Origin of the sequence: Micromonospora sp. ATCC 39149, from assembly GCF_000158815.1 — a bacterium.
In the GTDB taxonomy this organism is placed as follows: Bacteria; Actinomycetota; Actinomycetes; order Mycobacteriales; family Micromonosporaceae; genus Micromonospora.
Map to the genome: position 1 here is coordinate 2635372 of NZ_GG657738.1, position 14545 is coordinate 2649916.

Genomic DNA, 14545 nt, shown 5'->3' on the forward strand with positions numbered 1-14545 from the left:
TGGCGGCGCGACCCACGGGAACGGTCAGGCCTGAGGCGCAGGGGTGACAGGACTTGAACCTGCAGCCTGCGGTTTTGGAGACCGCTGCTCTGCCAATTGAGCTACACCCCTGTGCGGCAACGCTCGCCCAACCCGGCCATGACGCACCGGGCGGGGTCACTTGCCCCACGGCGGACCAGTGTACGGGTAGCGGCGCGACTTTCCCAACCTGTCTGCCCACCCGCGTGGCGGAAACCCCTCAGCCGGGCGTCCGGATCACCGCCCGGGCCTGAGAGAGCACCTTCTCGCCCCGGCACGTCGCGGTGATGTCGAGCCTGGTCAGGCCCTCTCCGGCACCCTCACGGACCTTCGCGCTCACCTCGATCTCGGTGCCGGCGTCGTCGTCCGGGACGACCACCGGGCGGGCGAACCGGACCCCGTAGTCGACCACCGCGTCGGGCGCGCCGGCCCACTCGGCGACCGCCCGGCCGACCAGGGCCATGGTGAACATGCCGTGCGCGATCACCCCGGGCAGGCCGACCTTGGTGGCGACCCGGTCACTCCAGTGGATCGGATTGAAGTCGCCCGAGGCGCCCGCGTAGCGGACCAGATCGGCCCGGGTGACCCGGAAGGTCTTGGTGGGCAGCTCCATGTCAGGCCTCCCCGCGTACGACGATCTTGGACCAGACGGCGACCACCGGCTCGCCGGCGGCCGTGCTCACGTCGGTGCGGGTGGTCAGGAAGTCGTGCCCGCTGCGGCTGCTGATGTCCTCGATGGTGTTCACGCAGACCAGCTCGTCGCCGGCCACCACCGGCCGGGTGTAGGCGAAGCGCTGGTCGCCGTGGACCACCCGGCTGTAGTCGACCCCGAGAGCCGGATCGTCGACGATCTGCTGGGTGGCGGCCATGGTGAGCACCACAGGAAAGGTCGGCGGGGCGACCACGTCCGGGTGCCCGAGCGCGCGGGCGGCCTCCGGATCGTGGTGCGCCGGGTGGGCGGCGCCGATCGCGGTGGCGAACTCGCGGATCTTTTCACGGCCCACCTGGTAGGGGGCGGTCGGCGGATAGGTCCGGCCGACGAAGGACGGGTCCAAGGGCATGCCCGAGAACCTACACGGAAAGCACGAAAGCCGACCCGGGGGCGGGCGGTCGGCCGCAAGGCCGCGCGCCCGCTCCGGATCGGCAATCGGGTGTCGTACTGACCGGCGCGAGCCGGTGGTGGATCAGCGGGTCTCGCGGTGGACCGTGTGCCGACCGTCCCGGGGGCAGAACTTCTTCAGCTCGATGCGGTCCGGGTCGTTGCGGCGGTTCTTGCGCGTGATGTAGTTGCGCTCCTTGCACTCCACACACGCCAAAGTGATCTTCGGCCGGACATCGGTAGCCTTCGCCACGGCGGAGTGCCTTCCTCGCTAACGGTCAACAACTACAGCGCCTCAGCCTACGCGCTGGCGACGCGGACATGCAAAGTGGGCGCCTATGGCGCCCATCCCATCGACCACCGGAAGCTGGCCCGGAGGACGAGAGTAGCGGTGGCCGGACTTGAACCGGCGACACAGCGATTATGAGCCGCTTGCTCTGCCATCTGAGCTACACCGCCGTGGCGGGTCCAGCCGGACCCTCTGAGCCCCCTTACGGAATCGAACCGTAGACCTTCTCCTTACCATGGAGACGCTCTGCCGACTGAGCTAAGGGGGCCTGCGCGATCACTCGGTGGCCGCGCAGAGGTAAGAGTACACGGCCCCGCGCCGGAGGTGAAATCGGATCCCCCCGCTGTCGCGCGTCGCAACATCCTCCCAGATCAGCGGCGCCAACCGCCATGATCAGGGGACGATGCGCAGCCGCCGGACGTCCGGGCCGACGAGCGCCTCGGACTCCAACTGCGCCCCGAACCACGCCTCCAGCCGCTCGTACGGCAGCGGCCGGCTGAACAGGAAACCCTGGCCGATCTCACAGCCGATGTCCTGGAGCAGCTCCAGGGTCAGCTCGCTCTCCACGCCCTCGGCCACCACCGCGAGGCCGAACTGCTGGGAGAGGGTCACCACGGCGTTGACGATGGCCAGGTCCCCCGGGTCGGTCGCCATGCCCTGCACGAAGGAGCGGTCCACCTTCACCTCGTGCACCGGCAGCCGGCGCAGATAGGCCAGCGAGGAGGAACCGGTACCGAAGTCGTCCACGGAGAGCCGAACGCCGAGATCCCGCAGCCGGCGCAGGGTCGGGATCGGGCGGTCCGTGCCGTCCAGCACCCCGGCCTCGCGAATCTCGAAGGTGAGCCGCTGCGGGGGTACGTCGTACTCGGCGAGCAGTTCGCGCACACGGTCGGGGAAGTGCGGGTCGGTGAGCGTACGCGCGGAGAGGTTGACCGCGACGGCGAGCGGCTGCTGGGCGTGCGACCAGTCCCGGCTGCGCCGCAGCCCTTCCCGGAGCACCACCTCGGTGAGCCGGCCGAGTTGGCCGGTGTGCTCCGCCACCGCCACGAAGTCCTCCGGGGCGACGTCGCCGTGCGCCGGATGCTCCCAGCGGGCCAGGCACTCCACCCCGACCAGCCGGCGATCCCGCAACGTCACCTTGGGCTGGAAGTAGACCTCCAGAGCGCCGTCGTCGAGGGCCTTGCGCAGGTCGCCGGCGAGGCCGAGGCGGCGTAGCGACCGGGACTCCAGGGCCGGGTTGAACAACTGGATGCTGCCGGGCATGGACTTCGCCGCCATCGCGGCCAGGTCGACCCGTTGCAGCAGGGTCGCGGCGTCGCTGCCGTGATCCGGGTGCACGGCGACCCCGACTGCGGTGTCCACGTCCAGGGTGAACGCGTCGAAGACCATCTCGGCGCGGATCTCCTCGCGCAGCCGCGCCGCCAACTCCAGCGCCGCCTCGGCGTTCTCCAGCCGCAACGTCACCAGGAACTCGTCGCCGCCGGCCCGGCCGACCAACGCCGAGGAGGGGGCGGACGCGCGCAGCCGCACGGCCACCTCGGCGAGGACCTGGTCACCGGCCGCGTGGCCGAGCGACTCGTTGACCTGGCGCAGCCCGTCGACGTCGAACAACAGGACCGCGACCACCTCGCCCGGGGCCCGGATCTTCACGGCCTCGTCGAGCGCCGCGCTGATCCGGCGCCGGTTGGGCAGCTTGGTCAGCGTGTCGTGGTACGCGTCGTGGCGCAGCCGGTCCACCAGCCGGGAGTTCTCCAGGGCCACCGCCGCGTGCGCGGCGACGGTCTCGATCACCGGCACGTCCGCCGGGGTGAAGTGGCCGACGTCGCTGAGCCGGTTGACCACCTCCAGGGTGCCGATCACCGCCTCGCCCGAGCGCAGCGGCACGACGATCGCGTCCTTGGTCGACGCGGCCCGGAGCATGGCCAACTGCTCCCGGTCCCCGCCGAGCCGCGCGCCGAGCGCGACGGTTTGCCGCTGTCGCACGACCCGTTCCCGCACCGCTGACGGGATCTTCGAGAAGTCGAGCAGGCCGCGCCCGTCCATCCGGGCGGTCAGCAACACCTCGGGGTGGCGGCCCTGGGCGGGCAGCCACAGGGTGGCGTACTCGGCCTGCATGAGGGCGCGGACCCGGCCGAGCAGCGCGTCCGGCAGCGTGCCGTCCTGACCGCTGCGGGTCATCGCCCGGGTCAGCTCGTAGATGTCGGCCAACGTGCGGTGCTGGCGGAGGAACTGGGCGTACGCCCGGTAGACCAGCGCCACCGTGACCGCGAGCGCGCCGAGCAGCAACAGCGACCAGTAGGTGGCCTTCAGCGCGAGCAGGATGATCAGGCCGACGGTCGCGTTCACCGCCGCCGCGAGCAGCGGCACGGTGGACGTCCGGACCACCTCCAGCCCGGCCTGCCAGCCCTGGAGCAGCGTGATCACGCCGACCACGGCGGCGAGGGTGACCAGCGTGATGGTGCTGACAGCCGCGAAGAGGATGCCCCAGGTGCCGGGCCCCACGCCCCGGATCGGGGGCAGCGCCAACAGCACCAGGCCGGCGAGCGAGGTCGCCGCGGCGGACCGGGCGACGTTGAAGGCGAACTTGGCCGGGCCGAGCCGCCGCCGTAGCTGGGCGATCAGGGCGGCCAGGGTGGCCACCAGCACCAGGGTCAGGGGCGGAAGATAATAGAGTGCCAGGACCAGCGGGATCTCGGTGATCGTGGCGGAGAGCGTCTGCCGCCGTACGATGAAGCTCAGCACCGGCAGATGGGCGGCTACCAGGGCCGTGAGCAGCAGCAGGCCCATGCCCCACTTGCCGTACGGCTTGTCTTCCGCGACCAGCGCGATCAGTAGGCAGCAGACGACCGCGAGAAACGCCAACGGCCCGGTGATCAGCCAGGCGAGGTCCGTCCCACGTCGCCGCACGGCTGCCGCTCGGCTCGTCATCCTGCTCCCCTGTCGTCACCGAGAGTGAACTCCGCGCCGATGGCTGGTCGCTGCCGCCGCCGCCCGGTGGGTGGCCGGGCGGCGGCGGGTGTCACACGAACGGCGAAGAACCTAGTTCCACTCGAACTCAAGGCTCACCAGGTCGCCCAAGGCCGGAACACCGGCGACAGAGGCGGAGGCGAGCGCGAAGAGCATCAGGGTCATGCCGAGCAGCCGACCCAGCTTTTGAGTAGGCATCTGTGGGGCTCCTGTCACGAAACGGGCAGCACGGGGGGCGTGAAGATTCCATGATGGTGCCACACCCACTGAGGGCAACAAAGCCCTCAGCGGCCTGGCTCCGCCTGGACGGCAGCAAGTCCGACCGATCGGCAGGACGCCCTGCCTGGCGGGGTGATACCCCTGCGTTCCCGCGTTCCACGCCGTCCTTCATTTGGCGAACACTCGGACCTAGCGCGCTAATCACAGAAATTCAATTGAGTGCTTGCTCCAGCCCCCTGGCGCCACGCATCGCAAACAGCACACCACAGCGGACGAGATATCGAAAGAGACCTTCGTCCCAAACCCTCGTCGACCCCTGCAGGGCGGGACTGGCGGGCTGCGGGGTGGGGCGGGGCTGTCTGGGCGAGGCTGGGCAGGGCTGTCATGTCGGCGAGATGGCGGTATCCGGAGGCCGGGACACCGCCACATGGCCGGCATGGCATCGGCACGGAGCAAGGCCCCGGTGGGCACCAGGCGACGGGGCCGCTCGACCTGCGCCCGTTGCCGAGGCCGGTGGGCGCCGGTGCAACCCGGAGAGCCAGGTGTGTAATGGCCGTCCTCGGCATCGCCGGCCCGGTAGTGGTACGACAGCGAGTCGTATCCGCGAGCGAAACGGAGGACAACGGCCACTGATTAGCATTCCCTGCTGTTCGAGGCCGCACTCAGGGGCGGGGCGACGAGCAGCGCGGCGGGATCGGTGCAGTTGCCTCGGGGCTCTGCCCCGAAACCCGACCCTCCTCAGAAATCAGTCGCCGGATCTCCTCGCCGGGCACCACAAGGGCCAGCCTCCCCGGACGGGGCCAAGGTCGTTCGTCCGGTAGGGCGCTTTACCTTGTCCCCGTCCGGGGAGGCTGGAAGGTCTACAACTGCCCGACGAGGGGATCCTTTGACCGCTTGCAGCTCACTTCCCCGCCGCCAACGCAGCAACGACCGTCCCAACAGCTCCGATCACTGCTCCAACGAAGCCGGAGACAAGGGCGATCTTGTACTCATGGTGCTTGCGAGCCTTCGCCTCCTTGACGCTGCTACGGCGCTCAAAGATCAGTTCAACGTCACGCCCGTAGATCGGTCGGAGAAGGCGCTTCCACCACGGGTGGCTGGTCTTCTCCAGGGTTCTCATAAAGTGATCAGCTACCCGCCGGAGGTCGACACGGTCCGGGTCGACCCTGTAGCTCACGCCGTAGCCTGCCTCGACCTCTAGAGGCCTGCGCGGCGATACAAGCCCCGACCGACGCGGCTCAAGGAGGGCGATTGTCACCTCTAACACGTCGGTCCTGCCCACCAGGTCATCCACTGAGTCAGCGACAGACCTCTCGCCATCACTGTGAGCGATCTCGACCGCGATTGGTCCGTGGTCGGAGAGATTCGAGATCAGGTCAGCGAGGTCATCCAGGTACACCCGAACGCCCTCAACTGCCTGATGCACCAAATGCTCGTCGGCAGGCCGCAGCGCCATCCAGACACCTCACGCTTCCCGTGCCCGTCGCGTGCCCGATCGAGCGGTTGATCGGGGGCAACGACGGTCAACCGCGGCAGGAGACAACAAAGGCCTCTGACCTGCGTCTCCGCAGGTCAGAGGCCTTTCCGTTCCCTGGTGGCGGGTAGAGGATTCGAACCTCTGTAGCTTTCGCGACGGATTTACAGAGCGCCAAGCGCGAGCCTCTGACCAGCACCAATGCCCGCAGCGCCACGTTCGGTGACACGCATGCGACTCGACACCGGTTAGCGGTCCATGCCCTCGATCAGCTAGTCACCCGAGCCCATCGCCCGGTGGTACATGCCGCACGCCTGCTTGATCCGGATAGCTTCCGTCTCCAGCAACCTAGCCGCCTGTTCGAGCGCGGTGTTCCACGGGTCTTCGACCAGGGGTGGCGGGTCGCTACGAAGCTGCGTGATCATGTTCGCCGCTTCGATCAGCGCTCCGGCGGTACCGTGCGGGTCATACTGGTCTGCCACGGCTTCCTCCCCTGGCTCTGCTGGCCGTTGCATGAGGGTACCGGAGCCACGAATACGGCCGGGAGTCGAAAGGTCGGGCGCGATAACCTCGGCAACACGAGTAAAGCCCAGCCCTTCGTAATACGCCTGTAGCTCTGGATTGTGCCGGTGGACGTCGACCCGTAGCCATTTCCGTCCCCACCGCCAGACTTCCCGCCCGGCCCAATCGAGGATTCGCGAGCCGAGGTCTTGTCCGGCAGCGGACCGGCGTACGGCCATTCGAAAGACGTAGCCGCCGACATCCGGGCCATCAGGCCAGCCGTGCGCGAATTGCGGATCCGCGCCAGGGGTTAGGGTAAAAGTTGCCACCGCAGTGCCGCCCGGCTCTCGCACGAGGTACGTGCAGCCTTGCCGTATGTATGCCCTGATTCGGTCGGTGCGCCAGGTGGCATCGCGGCTGAATGAGGCCGGCCATTGGTCGATGCCCTGGCGATGCAGCCACTCTGCTGCATCGTCGAGTATCGATAAGACGATTGATAGTTCTTCCTCATGCGCCGGCTCGACGTGCAGATCAGACGTCACGGGGATTCACCTCGTACTCAAGCGTCCAGCGGTCGCCGGGAAGGATGGTAACGGTTACTCGGACAGCCGTTCCTGCGTCGTCGTACGGCGTCCGGATGTGCACGGCGACTGGAACACCCGGCGGCATCCGTAGAATGTCCCGCTCATCGGGAGTCGGCATTCGTAGCCGTACACGATCCATGATTCGTACTGGATCATGCCCCGCTCGGGAAAGCAGGGCCGCCGGCCCTGGCTGCAAATCGGCGGGACTCGCCAAGTCAGGCACCTTCTTTACGGCCCACGGCGCGAAGTGAGCAATTGAAATGGCGTATGCCTGGTCATCAACGAGACGCAGCCTACGCCGAACCGCGACATCCTCACTTTGATCGATGCCGAGCAATTCGGCAACCTCGGCGGAAGGCTTGTCCATGTAGACGCTAAGCGCGATGGCCGGTCGCCGCCCCGCCTCGATCACGTCCGTCATCCAGATATCGGCGGTAGCGCCGCGCCGCCGGCTCGCCAACTCGGACCGGGTGGCGTGGTACGTCAAGGGCTGGACGTCGCGCACCCGGTAGCCCTGTTGCCTGCCGAGGGATTCGACCAAGCCCTCGTTGACCAGCAACTGAAGCGCCTTCCGGGCGACGTCCCGGCTCACGTCCATCTCGGTGCTGAGCTGATTCTCGGACGGCATGCGATCACCGGGGCTCAGCTCCCCCGAGGCGATCCGCCCGCGTAGACGTAGTGCGACCTGCTCATATCGCGGTTTCGTGTCCACCCGTCCACTGTCCCCGCTCAGGGCTGCAAGCGCAACATGGCCGCCTTTGGGCCACAAGAAGCTCCATGGGGCTTGACTCGCCTCTCCAGCTTGTGACACCTTGGGCCTCAAGCAACACAAGCCGGCCGGATGGCTCGGGGAACGGCGACCCGTCGTGGTCGTACGCCCATGGGACGCCGGATCAGGTCGTTAGTTGACAACTCCACAGCATGAAGCGCCGCGTTGATTCGTCTGCGGTATGCCTGCCTTGATCCACACGGTGGCCGACCTCGGTAGATCCCGAGCGAGCGGGCCGAGTGGGCGGATCTGGCGCGCGGTTGCTTCTGCCACTGATCGCCCCTGTCGACGGGGGTCGCGCTGTTACGGCGCGGCCCCCGCCCGGGAGCTTTCCCCGGCCCGCTGTGTTCGGGCCGTGCGTGACCGGGGCGTGATCGCCCCGCGCTGTCTACCTGACCTGACCTGTAGGGAGAGGTGATCTCGCTATGTCCGTGCTCGCTGCGTGTGTACGCGTCACGACCAAATCCAGCGCCACTTGGCGCGATTGCGCTGCGTGCGGGGACCTCGCCCCGCTGGCCCCCGACGAGCAGCACTGCCGGCCCTGCCGGCCGTCGTCGCGCTCTCGCCGTACCGGAAGGAACCGATCGAAGTGACCACCGACCACGACGCCGCCATGGGGCCGACTGCCGCCGACCTGGCTGCGATCGAGCAGGAGTGGCCGTTGATCGCGGCCGACTTGGACCTGCTCGACGCCGAGATCGCGATGCTCTACGCCGCCGACGACGGCGGGCCGACCGCGCTGGACTGGCGCAGGTTGCGCCGGGCTGAGGCCCGGGTGACCCGCGCCGCTGCCGAGGTGGCCGCCCGGCCCGTGCATGTCTGTCACGGTCACCTCCTGGTGGAGGTTGGCATGACCGGATGCGGCTACGGCTGCAAGATCCTGCGCTGCCAGACGTGCGGTGTCGAGCAGGTGTCGCACCGGGCCGTCTACGGCTGCCCCGCCGGCCAGAACGCTTCTCGGGTCGCCTGATGTCGCGGATCCGGGCCGCGTACTGGGATCCAGACGGCGACCGGTACGGCATACCGACGTTCTGGTGGCGAGGTGCCCCGTCCGGCTACGCCACTCGCCGTCAGCTCCGCGCCGCTGGTCTTCGTCCCGCTCAGCCGATCGCCGCTCAGGTGCTCTGGCGTGGCGTCGGCGGTACCCGCGCCGCGTACCTGTACCGGGTCGACCTGGCTAGGCCGAAGCGCACGGCCACGCCCGCCCAACTCCGCGCCGTCCGCGCCGCGCTGAGGGCGCGTCGTACCTGCCGCATCTGCGGCGTGACCCGCTCCTACTACATCCCGCGCTCGCTGGGCGAGTGCCTGACCTGCTTCGAAGGAGGCCCCTCGTGATCTGGCTGTTGCTGATCCTGCTGGGCGGCCCGCTGGTGATGCTCGCCCCGTTCGCCCTCGGCCACGCCCTCAACCGCGACGTTCCGACCGTGAAGGAGACGCTGCGATGACCACCCGCAAGACCCGCCGCGCCGTGATGGCCGAACTGATCCTGCTGGCCAACCCGACCGAGATCCGCTTCCGCTCCGACGGCTCGTCCGTGGCGGTCGACTTCGACAGCATCGCCGAGCTGCGTTCCTGGCTGCACCTGGCCGGACTGAACCACCCGGACCTGCTCATCGGCGAGCACACCGGCACCCGCGACGACGGCCGGCCGTACCGGGCCCTGAACGCCTACCCGACGTGGCACGGCTGGGAGTTCTACGCCCACGCCACCGAGTACACCGACACCGCCGGGTCGCTGGACGGATCCACGGCGGACCGGCTTGCCGCGCTGGCGGTGGCCTGATGACCGCGCCGACGCTGAGCGTCTACCCCCGGTCGGTGGAGGAGTTGATGCCGCAGGCTCACGACCTGGTCGCTCGGCTCGGTACGGTGCCCTCGCGCAACCGGATCAAGACGGAGTTGCGGGTCGGTGGGCCGAAGGCGGACGCCATCCTTGACCGGCTGACCCGCCCGCCGGTCGACCCGGACGCCACCCCGACCGGCCCCGACCCCGACGCGGGTGCCGCCGACCGGCCGACGGTCGACCCGGACCCGGACGCCATCGCGGCCGACCCGCCCGCGCCGAACGCGCCCACGGCCCCCAGGCCGGACGCCTCGCCCGTGGTGGGCCCGGCCCCGGACGTGACCGAGGTGCCCGAGGTCGCGTCGGGGCAGGCAGCACCCGCCGTAGACCCGGGTCCCAACATCACCACCACCCCGACCGCCGCCCGCTCGAAGGGTCGGGGTTGGGCTTACGTCGGGGTGATCCTGGGTGGGGTGGTGTCGATCGCGGCGAACGTGGCGCACACCTACCTGCCGAAGCCGCCCGACGGCGCGCCCGCCGGGTGGGCCCCGGACCCGGGGTGGTCCCCGTCGCCGTTGGCCGTGGCGCTGTCGGTGTTCTGGCCGGTGGCCCTGTTCGTCGCGGTGGAGATCCTGACCCGCATCCCCTGGGGCGAAGGATTCAGTTCCGTGATTGCCCGGGTGGCTGGTGTGCTGCCGGTCGCGGTGGTCGCCGCCGTGGTGTCCTACCGGCACCTGTCCGGACTGCTGGAGCACTTCGGCGAAGACCCGCTCACCATCGCCATCGGCCCCCTCGCCGTCGACGGCCTGATGGTCATGGCCTCCGCCGCCCTGCTGGTCACGAACCGCCGTAGCCGTACCTGACCCCGCCCGGCGGCACAGCCCTCATGGCCTGGAAACCAGTGCTGTGCCGCCGGTCCGGTCACCCAACCCCTGTGTGAGAGGAGGGCACCTCTGATGGTGCCAGTTCCCGATCCGGCCTGGTTTACCGACCGGATGACCGAGGTCCGCGCCGAGTTGGCGCGGGTCGACAGCAAGGCGTCGACGTTGATGGCGGTCGCTGGTGCGGCCGTCACTGTCGGCGTTGCGGTCCTGGCTCGCGTCGACCTGCCCGGCCCCGCGATGGTCGCCGGGGTGGTGACGGTCGGCATGGTCGGTACGGCGGTCGGTCTGCTGGCCGGCGCGGTACGCCCGTGCCTGGCCGGTGGTCACGGCCTGGTGCGCTACGCCGCTGCCGCGCCGGGTGACCTGATGACCGAGGCTGCCGCGTCGCCGCTGCTCGGCGCTGCCGAGCGGGCGCATCACCTGGTGTGGCTGTCGCGTACGGCGGTGCGTAAGTACCGGCGGGTCCGCACCGCCGTCGATCTGCTGCTGGCCGGTCTGGTCGGTACCGCTGTCACTGTCCTGCTCACCGCACTCGCCTAACCACCTGAAGGAGACGTTCCGTGTCGAACACCAACCCGCCCTCGGGCCGCACGCTGTTCTCCGGTGCGGACTCGCTGACCGACAACCACGCCCTGATCGAGTGGTGCGAGAGCACCCGCCGGGTCCTGCACGCCGCCGCCCTGGAGCTGGGGATCACCGCCAGCGAGTTGGACGCCCGGTTGCGGCGCGTCGGCGGTGGGGTCGTCGTGGTCGGTGGCCTGACCGCCAGGGCACGCGCCCGTCAGGTCGCCAAGCCGATCCAGCAGGCCAGTGAGGCGCTGGTCATCGCCAGTCAGTACATCATCACCGCGAACAACCGGTTCGTCACCGCCTACATGCCCGAGCTGGAGCAGGTCGGCTACCGGGGCACCCGCCGGCCCGACTTCAAGTTCACCGCCTAACCCGGGAGGGAGGGAAGATCGTGAGAACACGGATGCCGAAGAACGGCGGGATCGGCGATGCGTCCGGGCTGGCCGGAGTCCACACGGTGAAACTGCCGCTGTGGCCCTACCTGGTCACCCCGACCGGGTCCCTCGGGCTGGCCGTGGCCACCGGCCTGGCGCACTGGCGGTGGGGCGAGCAACCCGCGTCGATCGGCGCGGCTGCGGCCGGGCTGACCCTCGCCGGCACCGCCCTGACCGCGCTGACGTGGCGGGCCGCCGCCGCCCGGGGCATCGTGCGCCGGGCCGTGTCGACCACCACCTGTGTCGCCGGGTCGGTGTGGGCGGTCGGCGCGACCATCGCCGGCCCCTGGTCCTCGCCGTGGCTGGACATGTGGCTCATCGGAGCGCCCACGGCCAGCATCGCCATGGCCGTCGTGCGGGTCCTGCGCAACAGTGCCGGAGACGACGACCCCGCCACCGGCGGGGGTGGGCTGGCTGAGGCGGTCAAGAGCCTGCGCAACGCCTCGGTGGCCCGACCCACTATCAAGGGCGCGAAGGCGTCGGCTGCGGTGACCCTGGAAGCGGGCACGTCGGTGCGGGAACTCGCCGGTGACCGGGCCGCTCTCGCTTCCGCCCTCGACGTGCCGGAAACGGCGGTGCGGGTCATCCCCGACCCGGACTCCGCCCGGCGCGGCCGGGTTGAGGTCGTCCCCGTCGACCAGCTCCGCGCCATGGTCGTCTGGCCCGGTCTGTCCGCCCCGGGCCGTTCCATCGCTGAACCGATCGTGCTCGGTGTGATGGAAGACGGCGAACCCCTGACGCTGTGGCTGCCCGGCGACCACACCGCCGGCCGCAACGCCGCGCACTTCCTGATCGTGGGCATGTCCGGCGCGGGCAAGACCGAGGTCATCCTCAACATCGCAGCCGAGGTCATCTCCCGCCCGGACGCGGAACTGTGGCTGGCCGACCCCCGCAAGTTCGACCAGCTCCCCGCCTGGGTCGTCCAAGGCGCGGCCCGCACCGCCGGCACCGAAGACGACACCAACGACCTACTCGAAGACCTCTACACCGACATCACCGGACGGGCACGGCAGATCGGCGCGCACGGCCACAAGCAGTGGACGCCCGGGTGCCGGCAGTGCCCCCGCTACCGGGTCGCCATCGTCGACGAAGCAGCCCAGGTCGCCGCCGGCAACCCGCTCGTGACGGAACTGACCGAAGCCGCCCGCAGCGCCGGTATCTCCCTGATCTTCGGGTTGCAACGCGCCAGCCACGACCGGTTCCCCACCTCGGCGCGCGCCAACATCCCCGGATCGATCTGCCTCGGTGTCGACAAGGACGTCGACGCCGGCATGGCCCTGTCCGAGGCCACCCTCGACGCCGGAGCGATGCCCTGGGCCTGGAAGAACACCAAACCCGGCTACCTCTACGCCGAGATCCCCGGCACCGACACCACCCGCTGGTCAATGCCCTGCCGCAGCTACGTCGCCGACGAACACCACCGCGCACACGCCGTCGCCCCCTACCTCGGCGGACAACCCGCCACCGCCCCCACCCACCCACAGCCGGAACCCCCGGCACCCCGCCCCCGCCCGGAGCCGGACATGAACCCCGACCACACCGACACCAACCACGACGACGACGGGCCCAACCAGGCCATCAACCCCAACGACCCACCCGACAACGTCGACCCCGCCCAACCCATCCGCATCCCACCCGACATGCCCCGCATCCCCCTCGGACTGCGCCAGCCGCCCATGGCCAGCGAAGAGGCGTACGAACACCTACGCGGCCACCTGTACGACCTGCACGACTCCGGAGTGGACGTCGTTCGCCCCGGTGACCTCGGCGACGTCATCTCCGTGACCGGCCTGTCCGGCGACTGGGTGCGGAAGGCTCTCGGCCGGCTGTCCACCGGCCCCGACGCCATGCTCCGCAAGACCGACCGGGGCACCTACAAGATCCGCATCCCCACCCCGGCGTAACCCACCGTCACCACCACGCGGCCCGTCCGGACGGTCCGGACCGTCCGGACGGGTCCGCCAGGGTCCAAGTAGGGGGCCGTCCGGACGCCACCGTCCGGACCGTCCGGACGGCCCCCCGCCCCCCCGCGCCATCGCAGCCCGTAACCGACGCTGCCCGCGCACATCCCACGGGAGAACCCATGAAACTGGCCTTCGCCGCGCTCGCCCTGGGCGCGCTGCTCGGCCTGATCCTCGGCGTGCCGCTCGGCCGCCGCGTCGAGCGCGTCGCCTGGCACGCCGACGCCACGATCGCCCGCGCCCGCGTCACCGGATGGCTCATCCGCGACCTCACCGGCGGCATGCTGACCGCCGCCCTGGTCATCGCCGTCGCCGCATTCGTCATCTGGGCACTGCTGCGCCACCACGACTGAACCCGCCACATCAACGACGCGCTTCGCGCCCTCACCACCTGATGGCCAGTGCCCCGCCCGGCGCTGGCCATCGTCACGCCGCACCCGCACGATCCCACGCCACGATCAGCGGAGGTGACCACGTGATCACCGACCCCTTCCCCACCGAGACAACCGGCGTTACCCGCGCCGACATCGACCACTACGCCGCCCGCCTGCACGACGCCACCCACGGCCCCGACTGCGACTGCCGGGAGCAGGTGCACCGCCAATTCCGCAGCTACGTCAGCGCCATCATCGTGTGGCTCGCCGCCGACGGTCGCCTGTCATGACCGGTGGCCTACCGCGATCCCCCGCCGACGCCCTCCGTGTCGCCGCCGGCTACCTGCGCCGGCACGGCTGGCACCCCGGCCCCGGCCTCTACGACCCGCACCACGGCTGCACCCACACCGGCTGCCGGGTGGTCCGCTCCGGCATGTACCCCGCCAGCGTCTACGGCGCGATCCGCGCCGCCCTGCTCGGCCACCCGAGCTGGTTCGCCATCACCGACCCCACCACGAGCGAGACATACGCCGCCGCCGTCGACCACTCGCCCGACACCTACGCACCCGCACGGTTGTCGACCTACACGCGGCCATCCTGCCCTGGGAACGCGCACCAG

17 protein-coding genes, 3 tRNA genes and 1 pseudogene are annotated in these 14545 nt (G+C 69.9%); 10 read left to right on the forward strand and 11 right to left on the reverse strand.

What is annotated here, in order from left to right:
- Positions 1 to 38: 38 nt before the first annotated feature.
- The 11 genes from MCAG_RS11070 to MCAG_RS11115 form a co-directional block, all read right to left on the reverse strand.
- Positions 39 to 111: transfer RNA gene (locus MCAG_RS11070), tRNA-Trp, on the reverse strand.
- A gap of 127 nt (positions 112 to 238) precedes the next feature.
- Complete coding sequence (locus MCAG_RS11075; protein ID WP_007073054.1) at positions 239 to 631, reverse strand: MaoC family dehydratase; 393 nt, start codon at positions 629 to 631, stop codon at positions 239 to 241.
- Between the two features lies 1 nt (position 632).
- A complete protein-coding gene (locus MCAG_RS11080; protein ID WP_007073055.1) occupies positions 633 to 1079 on the reverse strand; it encodes a MaoC family dehydratase N-terminal domain-containing protein in 447 nt (148 codons plus the stop codon).
- Between the two features lie 123 nt (positions 1080 to 1202).
- Positions 1203 to 1370 (reverse strand): 50S ribosomal protein L33, encoded by a 168-nt coding sequence (gene rpmG, locus MCAG_RS11085; protein WP_007073056.1) that lies wholly within the window; start codon positions 1368 to 1370, stop codon positions 1203 to 1205.
- Between the two features lie 133 nt (positions 1371 to 1503).
- Positions 1504 to 1576: transfer RNA gene (locus tag MCAG_RS11090), tRNA-Met, on the reverse strand.
- Between the two features lie 25 nt (positions 1577 to 1601).
- A tRNA-Thr gene (locus MCAG_RS11095) sits at positions 1602 to 1674 on the reverse strand.
- A gap of 125 nt (positions 1675 to 1799) precedes the next feature.
- Positions 1800 to 4334 (reverse strand): bifunctional diguanylate cyclase/phosphodiesterase, encoded by a 2535-nt coding sequence (locus MCAG_RS11100; protein WP_007073057.1) that lies wholly within the window; start codon positions 4332 to 4334, stop codon positions 1800 to 1802.
- 111 nt (positions 4335 to 4445) lie between these two features.
- Positions 4446 to 4571: a hypothetical protein gene (locus MCAG_RS35655; RefSeq protein ID WP_255348983.1), complete on the reverse strand. Its 126-nt coding sequence runs from the start codon at positions 4569 to 4571 to the stop codon at positions 4446 to 4448.
- A gap of 922 nt (positions 4572 to 5493) precedes the next feature.
- Positions 5494 to 6048, reverse strand: coding sequence for a hypothetical protein (locus MCAG_RS11105; RefSeq protein WP_007073059.1), 555 nt, complete (start codon positions 6046 to 6048; stop codon positions 5494 to 5496).
- 290 nt (positions 6049 to 6338) lie between these two features.
- Positions 6339 to 7109, reverse strand: a complete 771-nt coding sequence (locus MCAG_RS32405; protein ID WP_007073060.1) for a GNAT family N-acetyltransferase — start codon at positions 7107 to 7109, stop codon at positions 6339 to 6341.
- On the reverse strand, positions 7099 to 7863 hold the full coding sequence (locus MCAG_RS11115) for a GntR family transcriptional regulator (protein ID WP_198141537.1): 765 nt from the start codon (positions 7861 to 7863) through the stop codon (positions 7099 to 7101). Before MCAG_RS11115 ends, MCAG_RS32405 begins: the two co-directional genes overlap by 11 nt.
- A gap of 646 nt (positions 7864 to 8509) precedes the next feature.
- On the opposite strand from MCAG_RS11115, the gene MCAG_RS11120 reads away from it, so the two are divergent.
- The 10 genes and pseudogenes from MCAG_RS11120 to MCAG_RS33610 all read left to right on the forward strand — a co-directional run.
- On the forward strand, positions 8510 to 8890 hold the full coding sequence (locus tag MCAG_RS11120) for a DUF6284 family protein (RefSeq protein WP_232290133.1): 381 nt from the start codon (positions 8510 to 8512) through the stop codon (positions 8888 to 8890).
- A complete protein-coding gene (locus MCAG_RS11125) occupies positions 8890 to 9255 on the forward strand; it encodes an RRQRL motif-containing zinc-binding protein (RefSeq protein ID WP_007073063.1) in 366 nt (121 codons plus the stop codon). Before MCAG_RS11120 ends, MCAG_RS11125 begins: the two co-directional genes overlap by 1 nt.
- Before the next feature lie 136 nt (positions 9256 to 9391).
- Positions 9392 to 9703, forward strand: coding sequence for a hypothetical protein (locus tag MCAG_RS11130; protein WP_007073064.1), 312 nt, complete (start codon positions 9392 to 9394; stop codon positions 9701 to 9703).
- Positions 9703 to 10566: a DUF2637 domain-containing protein gene (locus MCAG_RS11135; RefSeq protein WP_036373096.1), complete on the forward strand. Its 864-nt coding sequence runs from the start codon at positions 9703 to 9705 to the stop codon at positions 10564 to 10566. The genes MCAG_RS11130 and MCAG_RS11135 overlap by 1 nt, the downstream gene beginning before the upstream one ends.
- Before the next feature lie 93 nt (positions 10567 to 10659).
- Complete coding sequence (locus MCAG_RS11140) at positions 10660 to 11127, forward strand: Pycsar system effector family protein (protein WP_036373099.1); 468 nt, start codon at positions 10660 to 10662, stop codon at positions 11125 to 11127.
- Between the two features lie 20 nt (positions 11128 to 11147).
- The gene (locus tag MCAG_RS11145) at positions 11148 to 11528 is read left to right on the forward strand and encodes a hypothetical protein (protein WP_007073067.1); all 381 of its coding nucleotides are present in this window, start codon (positions 11148 to 11150) and stop codon (positions 11526 to 11528) included.
- A gap of 20 nt (positions 11529 to 11548) precedes the next feature.
- A complete protein-coding gene (locus MCAG_RS11150; RefSeq protein WP_007073068.1) occupies positions 11549 to 13495 on the forward strand; it encodes a hypothetical protein in 1947 nt (648 codons plus the stop codon).
- Positions 13496 to 13674: 179 nt separating this feature from the next.
- Complete coding sequence (locus MCAG_RS11155; protein ID WP_007073069.1) at positions 13675 to 13905, forward strand: hypothetical protein; 231 nt, start codon at positions 13675 to 13677, stop codon at positions 13903 to 13905.
- Between the two features lie 122 nt (positions 13906 to 14027).
- Positions 14028 to 14216 carry a hypothetical protein gene (locus MCAG_RS11160; protein ID WP_036373104.1) on the forward strand — a complete coding sequence of 63 codons (189 nt, stop codon included), beginning with the start codon at positions 14028 to 14030 and terminating at the stop codon, positions 14214 to 14216.
- Positions 14213 to 14545, forward strand: a pseudogene (locus MCAG_RS33610) (lytic murein transglycosylase); the annotation flags it as partial. The gene MCAG_RS11160 and the pseudogene MCAG_RS33610, both read left to right, overlap by 4 nt.